The sequence below is a fragment of the Deltaproteobacteria bacterium genome, assembly GCA_020848745.1.
Classification (GTDB): Bacteria; Desulfobacterota; Binatia; order UTPRO1; family UTPRO1; genus UTPRO1.
On sequence record JADLHM010000102.1, the window covers coordinates 22414 to 36753 of the forward strand.

At 69.9% G+C, this 14340-nt stretch carries 11 protein-coding genes; 10 read left to right on the forward strand and 1 reads right to left on the reverse strand.

The genetic code is table 11. From position 1 onward, the window contains the following. Positions 1 to 99 precede the first annotated feature (99 nt). From IT293_15460 to IT293_15500, 9 genes are all read left to right on the forward strand, one after another. Complete coding sequence (locus IT293_15460) at positions 100 to 1353, forward strand: glycosyltransferase family 9 protein (protein MCC6766054.1); 1254 nt, start codon at positions 100 to 102, stop codon at positions 1351 to 1353. Further along, the gene (rlmN, locus tag IT293_15465; protein MCC6766055.1) at positions 1350 to 2513 is read left to right on the forward strand and encodes a 23S rRNA (adenine(2503)-C(2))-methyltransferase RlmN; all 1164 of its coding nucleotides are present in this window, start codon (positions 1350 to 1352) and stop codon (positions 2511 to 2513) included. The genes IT293_15460 and rlmN overlap by 4 nt, the downstream gene beginning before the upstream one ends. Then, complete coding sequence (locus IT293_15470; GenBank protein MCC6766056.1) at positions 2414 to 3445, forward strand: hypothetical protein; 1032 nt, start codon at positions 2414 to 2416, stop codon at positions 3443 to 3445. Before rlmN ends, IT293_15470 begins: the two co-directional genes overlap by 100 nt. A gap of 16 nt (positions 3446 to 3461) precedes the next feature. Further along, on the forward strand, positions 3462 to 4337 hold the full coding sequence (gene mtnP / locus IT293_15475) for an S-methyl-5'-thioadenosine phosphorylase (GenBank protein MCC6766057.1): 876 nt from the start codon (positions 3462 to 3464) through the stop codon (positions 4335 to 4337). A gap of 38 nt (positions 4338 to 4375) precedes the next feature. Next, on the forward strand, positions 4376 to 5278 hold the full coding sequence (locus IT293_15480) for a sugar kinase (GenBank protein ID MCC6766058.1): 903 nt from the start codon (positions 4376 to 4378) through the stop codon (positions 5276 to 5278). Between the two features lie 14 nt (positions 5279 to 5292). Then, positions 5293 to 6243 carry a glycosyltransferase family 2 protein gene (locus IT293_15485; protein MCC6766059.1) on the forward strand — a complete coding sequence of 317 codons (951 nt, stop codon included), beginning with the start codon at positions 5293 to 5295 and terminating at the stop codon, positions 6241 to 6243. Between the two features lie 102 nt (positions 6244 to 6345). Then, positions 6346 to 7665 (forward strand): UDP-glucose/GDP-mannose dehydrogenase family protein, encoded by a 1320-nt coding sequence (locus IT293_15490; GenBank protein MCC6766060.1) that lies wholly within the window; start codon positions 6346 to 6348, stop codon positions 7663 to 7665. Beyond that, positions 7666 to 8613, forward strand: coding sequence for an SDR family oxidoreductase (locus IT293_15495; protein MCC6766061.1), 948 nt, complete (start codon positions 7666 to 7668; stop codon positions 8611 to 8613). Then, a complete protein-coding gene (locus tag IT293_15500) occupies positions 8610 to 9539 on the forward strand; it encodes an NAD-dependent epimerase/dehydratase family protein (protein ID MCC6766062.1) in 930 nt (309 codons plus the stop codon). Before IT293_15495 ends, IT293_15500 begins: the two co-directional genes overlap by 4 nt. Before the next feature lie 551 nt (positions 9540 to 10090). Here IT293_15500 and IT293_15505 read toward each other — a convergent pair. Further along, positions 10091 to 12406 carry a GAF domain-containing protein gene (locus IT293_15505; GenBank protein MCC6766063.1) on the reverse strand — a complete coding sequence of 772 codons (2316 nt, stop codon included), beginning with the start codon at positions 12404 to 12406 and terminating at the stop codon, positions 10091 to 10093. 120 nt (positions 12407 to 12526) lie between these two features. Between IT293_15505 and lepA the strand changes: the two genes are divergently transcribed. Next, on the forward strand, positions 12527 to 14329 hold the full coding sequence (lepA, locus tag IT293_15510; GenBank protein MCC6766064.1) for an elongation factor 4: 1803 nt from the start codon (positions 12527 to 12529) through the stop codon (positions 14327 to 14329). The last annotated feature ends 11 nt before the right edge of the window (positions 14330 to 14340 follow it).

Below are 14340 nucleotides of genomic sequence, written 5' to 3' on the forward strand. Positions count from 1 at the left end.
GCCGTCGCAATCGGGCGGCAGCGATATCCAATAAATGCCGCCGCTTCCACCACCGGCGGACTGTCCGGCCCCGGACCGTTTCGCTATGCTGCCCCGGCCATGAAACTCGCGACCATGCGGCGGGTCGACTACTGGGTCGGCGTTCCGCTCTGTTTCCTCCTGACGGTCGCCGTGCGTCTCCTCGAGCGCCTGCGTGGGGAGCGCGCCGCGGGCGCGCCGAAGAAGATCCTCTTCATCGAGCTCTCCGAGATGGGCAGCACCATCATCGCCTCGGCGATGATCCGCCGGGTCCAGGACCGCTACCGGGACGCCGAGCACTGCTTCTGCATCTTCAAGAAGAACGCCGCCAGCCTGCGCCTGCTCGGCCTCTTCCGCGAGGAGAACATCTTCACGATCCGCGACGACTCGCTGGCCCACATGGCGACCGACGTCTGGCGCTTCATGAGGTTCTGCGGCCGCGAGCGCATCGACACGGTGATCGACCTCGAGCTGTTCTCGCGAATCTCCTCGCTGCTGAGCCTGCTCTCCGGGGCCACCACCAGGGTCGGCTTCCACAACTATCGGGGTGAGGGGCTCTACCGGGGCGAGCACCTGACCTACCGCGTGAACTACAACTCGTACCACCACATGTCGCAGAACTTCCTGGCGCTCGTGGAGGCGCTCGACGCCCCCGACGAGATTCCGGCGCCGAAGCGGGTGATCCCGCCGCAACCGCCGCCGGTCCGCGTGCCGCTGGATCCGGAAGCGTTCGCCTACGTGCAGGCGGAGCTGCAACGTTGCTACCCGCTCACGGCGCAGCACAGCGTCATCGTCGTGAACCACGACGCCGGGAGCCTGCTCGCGATCCGGTCGTGGCCGGTCGAGCGCTACATCGCCTTGATCCAGCGCCTGCTCGCGAACGACCCGCGGCGGGTCGTGGTGCTCATGGGCATCGCGGAGGCCGCCGAGTCGGCACGCGCGATCACCCGCCGGGTCGCCGACCCGCGCTGCGTCGACTTCGTCGGCCGGACCCGCACGCTCACCGACGTGCTCCAGCTCTTCCACCAGAGCGATCTCCTGATCACGAACGACAGCGGCCCGGCGCACTTCGCGACGCTCACTCCCATCAAGAGCATCACGCTCTACGGCCCCGAAACGCCCGTGCTGTACGGCACGCTCGGCGAGCACAACGTCGATCTCTTCGCGAAACTCGCATGCAGCCCGTGCTTGAGCGCGCTCAATCACCGGCACAGCCCGTGCACCGACAACAAATGCCTGCAAGCGATCGGCGTGGAGCACGTGCTGCAGGAGGCGGAGCGCCTGCTCGCGATCCCGTCGACGCGGGTGACCTTGCCGGCGGCGGTCGAGGCGTGACCCGCTCCCCCGGGCCACCGAGCATTCTCGACTGCTCGCGCGCCGAGCTCGAGGCATGGTGCGACGCCGCCGGCGTCCCGCGCTATCGCGCCGCCCAGATCGCGACCTGGCTCTATCGCCACGGGGCGCGCGACTTCGCGGCGATGACGAACCTCCCGGCCACCCTCCGCGACGCCCTCGCCGCCGCGTTCCGCGTCGGCCTTCCCGAGCTGCTCCACGTCTCGCGCTCATTCGACGGCACCCGGAAGCTGCTGCTCCGTCTCGCCGACGGCGCGACCGTCGAGAGCGTGCTCATTCCCGACCAGGAGCGGCTCACCCTGTGCGTCTCGACCCAGGTGGGCTGCGCCATGGGCTGCGGCTTCTGCGCCACCGCGACCCTCGGGCTCGGCCGCCATCTCGGCCGCGGCGAGATCGCCGGGCAGTTTCTCGTCGCGCGCGCCCTCGTCGTCGCCGACCTCGCCGCGTCCTCGGAGAGGGCCGCGTCGGCGGAGGGCGCACCCATCGGCCCCGAGCGCATCACCAACATGGTCTTCATGGGCATGGGCGAGCCGCTCCACAACTACGCCGGCACCGTCGGCGCGATCGACACGCTCACGTCGGACTGGGGCGTCGACTTCTCGCACCGCCGCATCACCGTCTCCACGGTCGGCTTGCTGCCGGAGATGCAGCGCCTCCTCGCCGACACGCAGGTGAACCTCGCGGTCTCGCTCACCGCGATCGATCAAGAGGTGCGGCGGAAGATCATGCCGGTCTCCAAGAAGTACCCGGTGGAGAACCTGCTGGCGACGTGCCGCACGCTGCCGTTGCCGCGGCGCAAGCGCATCACGTTCGAGTACGTGATGCTGGCGGGCGTGAACGACGCGCCGACGCAGGCGAAGGCGCTCGCCCGCGCGCTCGCCGGCATCCGCTGCAAGGTGAACCTGATCCCGTTCAATCCGTTCCCGGGGGCCGCCTTCGGCCGCAGTGACGACGTGGCCGTCGCACGCTTCCAGGACGCGCTCCGCAACGCCGGCGTGCACGCGACGATCCGCGAAAGCCGGGGTCCCGACATCGCAGCGGCCTGCGGACAGCTGGTGGCCGAAGGCACGGCGCGGCGGCCGACGGCCGCGACGGCCGCCGCCGCGGACGGCACGGGCCTCCACGAGGGAGACGCACGCTGAGCGGGATCGGCGTCGTCATCAATCCGAACGCGGGAAGCAACCGGCGGAAGTCCGACCGCGCGCGCCGCTTCGAGGACATCGTCGGCGACACGGGCGTGGTGCGCGTCACGCCGGACCTCGCGGCGATGGACGAGGTGGCCGCCGAGCTCACGGCACGCCGCGTCGACATCGTCGCTTGCTGCGGCGGCGACGGAAGCCAGTTCCGGACCCTGTCGGCGCTCCGCAAGGCGTGGCCGGACGACGCCTTGCCGCTCTTCCTCCCGCTGCGCGCCGGCACCATGAACTACATCGCGCGCTCGATCGGCTGCATGCGCGGCGGACCGGAGCACGTGCTCGCGCACGTCGTCCGTGACTACCGCCACGGCCGGACGCACGACATCGTCCATCGCCACCTGCTGCTCGTGAACGACGCGCACGCGGGCTTCGTGGTCGGCTGCGGCGTCGTGGTGAACTACCTCCGCCTCTACTACAGCGAGCCGCGCCCGGGCCCGGTGACGGCGACGCGCTTGCTCGCGCGCCTCGTCGCCTCGGCGATCGCGGGCACGTCGCTCGTGCGCGGCGTCTTCCGTCGCGTCGAGGCCGACGTCGACTGCGACGACGAGCGCGTCCCGTTCCGCACCTTCACCGTCGTGCTCGCGGGAACCATCACCCACGTTGCGCTGGGGTTCAAACCGATGTATCTGGCGGCCCGCAAACGCCGCCATTTCCACCTGTTGGCGGGCCCGATCGGACCGCTCCGCCTGGCGCGCAAGATCGTGCGCTTCCACCGCGGCTTTCCGCTCGAGGAGCCGGACTTCTACGACAACCTGGCACGCACGGTGACGATACGCTTCGCGACCCCGACGGGCTTCATGATGGACGGCGACGTCCTCGATCCCGTCGACACCCTGACCATCACGACCGGACCCCTGCTCGCGATGATCCGCGGGTGAGGGGCGGGAGGACCGCGTGGGACTGAAGATCGGCATCATCGGGGGCAGCGGGCTCTACGAGATGGACGGGTTGACCGACGTTCGCGAGGCGGTCGTCGCGACGCCCTTCGGACCGCCCTCCGACGCGATCGTCCACGGCCGGCTCGGCGCGACCGAGCTCTTCTTCCTCCCGCGCCACGGACGCGGCCACCGCCTGCTGCCGTCGGAGCTGCCGTTCCGCGCCAACCTCTGGGCGCTCAAGCACCTCGGCGTCGAGCGCGTGATCGCGGTCGGCGCGGTGGGAAGCCTGCGCGAGGAGATCGCGCCCGGGCACCTGGTGATCCCCGACCAGTTCATCGACCGCACCTTCGGCCGCGCCGGCACGTTCTTCGGGAACGGCATCGTGGCGCACGTCGGCTTCGGCGACCCGGTGTGTCCGCTGCTGTCGCAGAGCCTCGTCGAAAGCGCGCGCCGCCTCGGCGCGACCGTGCACGCGGGCGGCACCTACGTCTGTATGGAGGGTCCGCAGTTCTCGACCCGCGCGGAGTCCGAACTGTACCGCAGCTGGGGCGCCGCGGTCATCGGGATGACGAACCTGCAGGAGGCGAAGCTCGCGCGCGAGGCGGAGCTTTGCTTCGCGACGCTGGCGCTCGCGACCGACTACGACTGCTGGCGGCAGGGCCACGACGAGGTCCGGATCGAGGACGTGCTCGCCGTCATCCACGCGAACGTCGCCATGGCGAAGCAGGTGGTGCACGACGTCGTGCCGACGCTGCCGGCGTCGCCGGAGTGCGCCTGCGGCCGCGCCCTCGCGCACGCGATCATCACCGACCGCACCAGGATCCCGGCGCGGGTGAAGCGCGACCTGGCGCCGATCATCGGTCGCTACGTCCCGGAGGAGGGAGAAGCGTGACCGAGACCGTCCACGAGCACGGGGCAGGGGCGGGGCCGCTGGTCGTCGTCGGCTCGATCGCCATCGACACCATCGAGACGCGAGCCGACCGCGCCCCCGAGGTGCTCGGCGGCGCCGCCACGTACTTCGCGGTCGCGGCGAGCTTCTTCACGCCGGTGCGGATGGTGGGGGTCGTCGGCGACGACTTCCCGCGAGCCGATCTCGACTGGTTCCGGCGCCGCGGCATCGACCTCGCGGGCGTCGAGGTTCGTCCGGGACGGACGATGCGCTGGACCGGGCGCTACCACGAGGACATGAACGTCCGCGACACGCTGCGCTTCGAGGCGAACGTCTTCGACGGCTACCTGCCGACGCTGCCGCCCGCGTACTGCGACGCGCCGTTCGTCTTCCTCGCGAACATCGCGCCGTCACTGCAGACGCGCGTGCTCGACCAGATGCGGGCGCCGCGCCTCGTCGGCGCGGACACGATGAACCTCTGGATCGAGACCACCCGCGAGGAGCTCGGCACGCTGCTCCGCCGCGTCCCGCTCCTCGTGATCAACGACGAGGAGGCGCGCCTCCTCTCGGGCGAGCGCAACGTGGTGCGCGCCGCCCGGAGGATCCTCGGCCTCGGCCCGACGAGCCTGATGATCAAGCGCGGCGAGTACGGCGTCCTCTTCTTCTCGGGCGACAGCGTCTTCTCGGCGCCGGCGTATCCCCTGGAGGAGGTCTTCGACCCGACCGGGGCCGGCGACACCTTCGCCGGGGGCGTCATGGGCTACCTCGCGGCGACCGGCGACACCTCGCCCGCCGGGATCCGCAAGGCCATCGTCTACGGCAGCGTCGTCGCGTCGTTCACGGTCGAGGCGTTCAGCCTGGAGCGCCTCCGCACGCTCAGCCGCGACGACATCGAGCGTCGCTACCGGCAGTTCGTGAGCCTCACGAGCTTCGACGTCGCGTGAGCGGTCCGCGATCGATGCCGCAACTCTCGATCGTCGTCCCGGTCTACAACGAAGCGCCGAACGCCGAGGCCCTGGTGCGCGAGCTCCAGGAGACCGCCGACCGTCTGCCACAGACGACCGAGATCGTGCTCGTCGACGACGGCAGCACCGATGACACCTACGCCCGGCTGATCGACGCCGCGGGCGACGACGATCGGGTGCACCTCGTCCGCCTCATGCGGAACTTCGGCCAGACCGCGGCGCTCGCCGCCGGCATCGACCACGCAAGCGGGGCGGTCATCGTCACCATGGACGGCGACCTGCAGAACGACCCCGCGGACATCCCGCGCCTGCTGGCGACCCTCGACGCCGGCTACGACGTGGTGACCGGCTGGCGGCGCGACCGCAAGGACCCGTTCGTATCCCGGAAGCTGCCCTCGATGATCGCCAACGCCATCATCGGAGCCACCACCAACGTGTCGATCCACGACCACGGCTGCGGCCTAAAGGCGTTCCGTGCCGACGTCGCGAAGCAGCTCCGCCTCTACGGCGAGATGCACCGCTTCATCACGGCCATCGCCGGGGACCTCGGCGCCGCCGTCACGGAGATCCCGGTGAACCACCGGCCGCGCCTCCGCGGACAGTCGAAGTACGGCATCTCGCGCACCGTGCGGGTCGTCCTCGACCTCCTCACCATCAAGTTCTTGTCCGGCTTCTCGACCCGACCGATCCACGTCTTCGGCACCTTCGGGCTGCTCACCATGCTGACGGGCCTGGTGATCGTCGGCGTTCTCGGCGTCGAGAAGATCGTCTTCGGGATGGAGCTCGCCGGCCGGCCGATCCTCTTGCTCGGCGTCCTGCTCGTGCTCGGCGGCGTGCAGCTCGTGACGCTGGGCCTGCTCGGCGAGATGCTGGCGCGCACGTACCACGAGTCGCAGGGCAAGCCGATCTATAGACTCCGGGAAGTCCGCAGGCCCTCGGCGTGAAGAATCCCATTTGACGGTGTGGGGGTCGGTCGGTACCTTCGAGGCACCCCCAGGCGGTGGGCGTTTCAGGCGCCCGGCCCGCACGGTCCCAACGGAGGCATCGTGAAAGTCTGTGTCATCGGAACAGGCTACGTCGGCCTGGTCGCCGGAACGTGCTTTGCGGACAGCGGCAACGACGTCATCTGCGTCGACATCGACGAAGGGAAGATCGAGGCCCTGAAGAAGGGCGAGGTGCCGATCTACGAGCCCGGCCTCGAGGAGCTGATTCGCCGCAATCTCGCCGAGCGCCGGTTGTGGTTCACCAGCGACCTGGTCGCCGCCGTGCGCGCGTCGGACATCTGCTTCATCGCGGTCGGGACGCCGGAAGCCGCCGACGGCTCCGCGGACCTGCGCGCCGTGCTCGCGGTCGCGAGCGCGATCGGCGAGGCGATGAACGGGTATCGCGTCATCGTGTGCAAGAGCACGGTGCCGGTCGGCACCGCCGACAAGGTGCACGCCGCCGTCAAGACGAAGACCGCGCACGACTTCGACGTGATCTCCAACCCCGAATTTCTGAAGGAAGGCGCGGCCATCGACGACTTCATGAAGCCCGATCGAGTCGTGATCGGCGGCGCGCGGCAGCGCGCGATCGACGTCATGAAGGAGCTCTACGCGCCGTTCGTCCGCACCGAGAACCCGATCCTGGTGATGGACAACCGCAGCGCCGAGATGACGAAGTACGCCGCCAACGCGTTTTTGGCGACGAAGATCTCCTTCGTGAACGAGATCGCCAATCTCTGCGAACGGGTCGGCGCCGACGTGCACGACGTCCGCCGCGGCATGGGATCCGATCGACGCATCGGCCATCACTTCCTCTTCCCGGGCACCGGCTACGGCGGCTCGTGTTTCCCGAAGGACGTCCAGGCGATCATCCGGACCGCGAAGGACTCCGGCATGGAGTTCCCGCTGCTGAACGCGGTCGAGATCGTCAACGAGCGCCAGAAGCGGCTGCTCGTCGAGAAGGTGGTGAAGACGTTCGGATCCTCGCTCACCGAGCGGCGCTTCGGTGTCTGGGGGCTGGCGTTCAAGCCGCGCACCGACGACATGCGCGAGGCTCCGTCGATCGTCATCATCGAGGAGCTCCTGAAGCGCGGCGCCCGCATCGAGGCGCACGATCCCGAGGCCCTCGACGAGGCGCGCAAGGTCTTCGGCGACCGCATCAACTACCATCGTCTCAACTACGACGCGCTCAGCGGCACCGACGCGCTGCTCGTCGTAACCGACTGGGGCGAGTTCCGCCGCCCCGATTTTCCCCGCATGAAGTCGCTGATGAAGACGCCGGTCATCTTCGACGGGCGCAACCTCTACGAGCCCGAGGTGATGCGCGCACAGGGCTTCACCTACTACCCGATCGGCCGCACGGCCGTGGAAGGGACGCGATAGATGGCACGGATTCTCGTCACCGGCGGCGCCGGTTTCATCGGCTCGCATCTCTGCGAGCGGCTGCTCACCGAAGGCAACGACGTCATCTGCATCGACAACTTCGTGACGGGCTCGCCGGACAACATCGCCCCGTTCCTCGGGAACCAGCGCTTCCTGTTCATCCAGCAGGACGTGACGAACTTCGTCTACGTCCCGGGGAAGCTCGACGCGATCCTGCACTTCGCGTCCCCCGCGAGCCCGATCGACTACCTCGAGCTGCCGATCCAGACCCTCAAGGTGGGCTCGCTCGGCACACACAAGGTGCTCGGCCTCGCCAAGGAGAAGAAGGCCCGCATCCTGCTCGCGTCGACCTCGGAGGTATACGGGGATCCGCTCGTGCACCCGCAGACGGAGGACTACTGGGGCAACGTCAACCCGATCGGACCGCGCGGCGTGTACGACGAGGCGAAGCGCTTCGCCGAGGCCATCACGATGGCGTACCAGCGCGCGCACGGCGTCGCGACCCGCATCGTGCGCATCTTCAACACCTTCGGCCCGCGCATGCGGATGCGCGACGGCCGCGTCGTGCCGAACTTCATCGCGCAGGCGCTGCGCGGCGAGGATGTCACCGTCTACGGTGACGGCGGCCAGACGCGCAGCTTCTGCTACGTGAGCGACCTCGTCGAAGGCATCCTGCGGCTCCTGCGGAGCGACCACCCGACGCCCGTGAACATCGGGAATCCGCGCGAGATGACGGTGCTCGAGTTCGCGAAGATGATCATCGCGCTCACCGGGTCGAAGAGCCGGATCGTCCACAAGCCCCTGCCGGTCGACGATCCGAAGGTCCGCCAGCCCGACATCACGCTGGCGCGCCGCGTCCTGAACGACTGGCACCCGGTGGTCCCGGTGGAGGAGGGCCTCGAGCGCACGATCGAGTACTTCCAGACCAAGATCCGGGAGGGCGCGTGAAGATCCTGGTGACCGGCGGCGCGGGGTTCATCGCCTCGCACATCTCGGATGCGTACATCGCGGCCGGTCACGAGGTCGTCATCGTCGACGACCTCTCGTCCGGCACGCGCGCCAACCTCCCGGCGGCGGCCAAGTTCTACCACGCCGACATCCGGAGCCCGGAAGCCCGCGAGATCATCCGCAACGAGCGACCGCAGGTCCTGTCGCTGCACGCGGCGCAGATGGACGTCCGGAAGTCGGTCGCGGATCCCGCCTTCGACGCCGCCGTGAACGTGCTCGGCATGATCAACATGCTCGAGGGCGGCCGCGAGGTCGGCGTCCGCAAGGTGCTCTTCGCGTCGTCGGGCGGCGCCACCTACGGCGAGCAGGAGACGTTCCCGGCTGCCGAGAGCCACCCGCACAACCCGCTCTCGCCCTACGGCATCACCAAGGCGACCGGCGAGCACTATCTTTTCTTCTACCACGCGGTCTACGGAGTGCCGTACGTCGCGCTCCGCTACGCCAACGTCTACGGGCCGCGCCAGGACCCGCACGGCGAGGCGGGGGTCGTCGCCATCTTCACCGAGAAGCTGCTCGCGAACCAGGCGCCGACGATCAACGGCGACGGCAAACAGACCCGCGACTACGTCTTCGTCGGCGACGTCGTGCGCGCCAATCTCGCCGCGCTCGATCGCCCCTTCGTCGGCCCGGTCAACGTCGGCACCGGCATCGAGACCGACGTCACGACCCTCTACGCGCACCTCCGCGTGCTGACCGGTAGTCCGCATCCGGCGCGGCACGGCCCGGCGAAGGCCGGCGAGCAGCGGCGGAGCGTGATCGCGATCGGGCGCGCGGCCGACGTCCTCGCCTGGAAGCCGGAGATCCCGCTCGAGGAGGGGCTGCGGCGTACCGTCGAGTTCTTCCGCGCCCGCCTCGCGGAGCGGTGAGCAGTGCCTGGGATGCGCGGGCGATAGGCGCAACGGACTGCCGCGCGGGGCGAGGCGGGGTCGTCTCGGCGCCCGCGGTTCCCGCTGGGCGTCCACGTGGTGGCCTGCGTTTCAGCCAAGCGTTTCGGGCCGGCCGACGAGGCGTGAACCGGACGGGCGCTGCCGGCGACCCCGCATCGCCCCGCCCGAACCGTCGGTCCATCGGCCCGCTCGCGCTCCGCGCGTCGCTCGCAAGCTCGGCCCGCCCCTTCGTCCTGGGTTCGATCGCTACGTTCGAGCCTCAGCTCAGCGACCGATGCGCTGGCATGCGCGGACCGCTCTCGATACTGCGATGAGGTTCGCCGAGTGACGCGCAGGCGTTTCCCCGATCTGTCGAACGGCGTGACGGCCGGGGGAGTGCGGGGCGCCGGCAGGGCCCGTCCGTGTTCGAGCTGCTTCGGCTCGCTCGCGGCGTATGCCTGAAACGCAGGACATCACGCGGACGCCCCGCGAGAACCGCGGGCCCAGAGGCGTTCCGCGCTCCCCCGGCGGCAGCGGCGGTGGTGTAATCGTCAGGCTCGGAGCGCTTCAGGAACGGCGGATGTCGCCGGCTGCCAGGTCACGGTGAACGTCGATCCCTCGTCGACCGTGCTCTCGACCGTGATGTCGCCGGCGAGGAGGTCGACCAGGCGGCGGACGATGTGGAGACCGAGGCCGACGCCCCCGAAGGTGCGGGTCGAGGAGCCGTCGACCTGGCGGAACATCTCGAAGATCACCGGCAGGCTCGCGGGCGGAATGCCGACGCCGGTGTCGCGAACGGCGAAACGTACCCGCTCGCCGTCCCATGCGGCGCGCACGTCCACGCTGCCCTGGTGCGTGAACTTCAGGGCGTTCCCGACCAGGTTCTTCAGGATCGTCTTGATCTTCTGCTTGTCGCCCACCAGCGGGACGGCGCCGAGGTCGTTGCGCCACACGAGCGCGACGCCGGGGCCGACGAGCGGGCCAAGCTCGATGTCGAGCTGGTGCATGACGGCGTCGACGTCGACGGGATCCGCGGCCACGGCGTCGCGTCCAGCCTCGAGCCGCCCCATGTCGAGGGTGGCGTTGACGAGGTCGAGGAGCTCGATGCCCGCCCGCTGCACGCGCGCGACCGTATCCCGCTGCTCCTCGCTGAGGAGGCCGACGACGCCCTCGGCCAGCATATCGCTGTAGCCGACGATGATGTTGAGCGGCGTACGGAGCTCGTGGGACATCGTCGCCACGAACTCGGACTTGAGCCGGCTCGAGGCCTGGAGGTCGTCGATGAGGCGGGCGTTGGCGACGGCGATCGCAGTCGCGTCCGCCACCCCGGCCGCGAGCCGGCGCTGCCGGGTCGAGAACGGCCCCGTGCGCGCGCGGTAGCCATGAACCTGGACACCCATCACGGAGCCCCCGAGGCGCATCGGGACGTAGAGCGCCGCGGTCGCATCGAGCCGCCGGAGCAGGCCCGGCACGCGCGGCGCGGCGGCGACATCGGGGATCTCGACGAGGGTGCGCGCACTCGCGTCGCCGTCGAGGTCGAAGCCCTCCGCGGAGAGCGGCCCGGCGGCGAGCCCGGCTCGGACGTCGGGCCGCGTGCCCGCGGCCGCCACCAGCGTCAGCAAGTGCGTGGCGTCGTCCCACGCGAACGTCGCGCTCCAATCGCACCCGAGCGCGCCCGCCGCCACGGCCGTCACCCGCTCGAACATGTCCGGCTGACCGAGATGGGTGCTGAGCGTCCGCCCGACCTCCACCAGCGCCTCGGCGGTCTGAGCCGCCTCCTCGGCGAGACGCTCGGCGCGTTTGCGCTGGACGACGGCGCCGAGCTGGACGGCCGCTCCGGCGAGGGTGTGCATGAGCCGCGTGTCCTCCGTATGGCTCTCGCGCACGAAGAACTCGAGCACCGCGATCACCTCGCCGCCCGCGATCACCGGAATGCCAACGCCGACGGAGAGTCGGCAGCGTCGCACCGAGTCGGCGCGCGGAAAATCCTGCGGGTCGCGGAGCTCGCGCACCCACGCGGGCGCGCCGCTCGCCCACACCCGACCGGGGAGGCCCTCGCCGCGCGCGAAGCGACGGCACCGGCTGTCGGTGTGGAATGCGGCGCCGTCGGGATCGTCGGACCACCAGGCCGAGCACTCGAGCGCCGCGCCGTCCGCGCGCGGGGTCCACGCCTGCCCGATGACCCACCCCGACGCCTCGCACGTCCGCCGCAGCACCACCACGAGGGCGGAATCCGGATCCGGCGCCGCTCCGACCTCCAGGCTCACGCTCTGCAGCAGCCGGAGCTCGTGCTCGATGCGAGCGCGCTCGCGACGCGCGCGCTCGAAGGCGGCGGCCACGCTGACGGACGCGACCATCAGGATCGAACAGGGGCCGGCCGCGTAGCCGAGCGTCTCGAGCGATCCCGTACAGAGCCAGACGGAGAGCGCGCTCGGCACGGCGGTGACGAGGACGGTCGCGAGCTGGAACCACATACCCCAGGGCATGAAGGTCGCCGAGACGAGGCACGTGACGAGCGCCGAGAGGCCGGTCCCGAACGGGTTCTGCGTGGCGACGTCCGAGAGCACCCCGGATCCGAAGATGCCGGCCAGGACCAGGATCGGAGTCGTCGCCGCCGCCCGCCGGCTCCGCGCGCGTCCGAGCGCCAGCATGCCCGCCGCGACGCACGCGGCTTGGAAGAAGGTGACCTGGACGAGCGTCCCGAGTACCGCGCGATCGAGCGAGACGTCGGTCGCCAGCAGCACGCCGAGCGCCGCCCACATCATCCAGAACGACACGCGCGCCCGCTCGGCGAGCAGCCGGGTGACGGCGGCATCCTCCGCGTGGGGCGCCGTCGGGGAAGCGCTATTTTGCTGACGCCCTGCCATCCGCTTGGCGCTGCGGGTGCCGGGAATCCTTCGACTCCCGCACGCGAACCCGGGTCGCGAACGAATGAGCAACCGGCATGCCGCTCGCGCAGCGCGTCGATCCGTGCAAAATTCCGCCCGGTGCAGGATCCCCGTCTCATCCGCAACTTCTCGATCATCGCCCACATCGACCACGGCAAGTCGACGCTGGCCGACCGGCTCCTGGAGCACACCCACACCGTCTCCAAGCGCGAGATGGAGGCCCAGCTGCTCGACGACATGGACCTGGAGCGCGAGCGCGGCATCACGATCAAGGCCCGCGCCGTCCGGCTCATGTACGAGGCGAAGGACGGGCTCACCTACCAGCTGAACCTGATCGACACCCCCGGACACGTCGATTTCTCCTACGAGGTGTCGCGGAGTCTCGCGGCGTGCGAAGGCGCGATCCTGGTGGTCGACGCCGCCCAGGGCGTCGAGGCGCAGACCGTGGCCAACGTGTACCTGGCTCTCGACAACGATCTCGCGATCGTGCCGGTCCTCAACAAGATCGACCTGCCGGCCGCCGAGCCGGATCGCGTGCGGCGCGAGATCGAGGACGTGATCGGACTCGACGCCTCGGACGCGGTGCTGGCGAGCGCGAAATCGGGGCAGGGAACCCAGGAGGTGCTCGAAGCGGTCGTGCGCGTCATCCCGCCGCCCAAGGGCGACCCGGCGGCGCCGCTCGAGGCGCTCCTGTTCGACAGCTGGTTCGATCCGTACCACGGGGCGGTGATGCTGGTGCGCGTGTTCGCGGGCACGGTCCGCCCGGGAACGCGCATCCGCCTCATGGCAACCGGCAAGGAAGCCGAGGTGAACCGCGTCGGCATCCTGAAGCCCGCCCTCGCAGACGTCGACGCGCTCGGGCCGGGCGAGGTCGGCGTCGTGATGGCGGGGATCAAGGAGGTCGCCGACACGCAGGTGGGCGACACGCTGACCGAGGCCGATCGCCCGGCCGCGGCGCCCCGACCGGGCTTCAAGGCGGTCCAGCCGATGGTCTTCGCCGGGCTCTATCCGGCCGAGTCGCACCAGTACGGCGCGCTCCGCGACGCGATCGAGAAGCTCAAGCTCAACGACTCCTCGCTCAGCTACGAGGCCGAGAACTCGATCGCGCTCGGCTTCGGCTTCCGCTGCGGCTTCCTCGGGCTCCTCCACATGGAGATCGTCCAGGAGCGCCTGGAGCGCGAGTTCGGCCTGACGCTCATCACGACCGCGCCGACCGTGGCCTACCACGTCCACACGACCGACGGCCGGACCCTGATCGTCGACAGCCCCGCGAAGCTGCCGCCCGAGGGCGAGATCGCGAGCATGGACGAGCCGTTCATCCTCGCCCACATCCACGTCCCGACCGAGCACCTCGGGAACGTGATCGCGCTCTGCGAGGAGAAGCGCGGCCGTCAGCGCGAGCTCCGCTTCGCCGGCGAGAAGCGCGCGCTCCTGGTCTACGAGCTGCCGCTGAACGAGATCGTCCTCGACTTCTACGACCGCTTGAAGTCGGCGAGTCGGGGCTACGCCTCGCTCGACTACGAGCCCCTCGATTTCCGCGCGTCGAGCCTCGTGAAGCTCGACGTCCGCATCAACGGCGAGCTCGTGGACGCCCTGTCCGTGATCCTGCACAGCGAGCGCGCCTACTACCGCGGGCGCGAGCTCACCCAGAAGATGCGCGAGCTCGTGCCGCGGCAGATGTTCGAGGTGATCATCCAGGCCGCCATCGGCAGCAAGGTGATCGCCCGCGAGACCGTGAAGGCGCTCCGCAAGAACGTGACCGCCAAGTGCTACGGCGGCGACATCACCCGCAAACGGAAGCTCCTCGAGCGCCAGAAGGAGGGCAAGCGCCGCATGAAGCAGGTCGGCCGGGTCGAAATCCCGCAGGAAGCCTTCCTCGCCGTCTTGAAGGTCGGAGAGTAGGTGCCGCTCCC

What these genes read in the sequence shown, in the direction of transcription:
- IT293_15495 (MCC6766061.1), top strand. Translation starts at nt 7,666, where the DNA reads ATGGCACGGATTCTCGTCACCGGCGGCGCCGGTTTCATCGGCTCGCAT.
- IT293_15485 (MCC6766059.1), top strand. Translation starts at nt 5,293, where the DNA reads ATGCCGCAACTCTCGATCGTCGTCCCGGTCTACAACGAAGCGCCGAAC.
- IT293_15460 (MCC6766054.1), top strand. Translation starts at nt 100, where the DNA reads ATGAAACTCGCGACCATGCGGCGGGTCGACTACTGGGTCGGCGTTCCG.
- IT293_15505 (MCC6766063.1), bottom strand. Translation starts at nt 12,406, where the DNA reads ATGGCAGGGCGTCAGCAAAATAGCGCTTCCCCGACGGCGCCCCACGCG.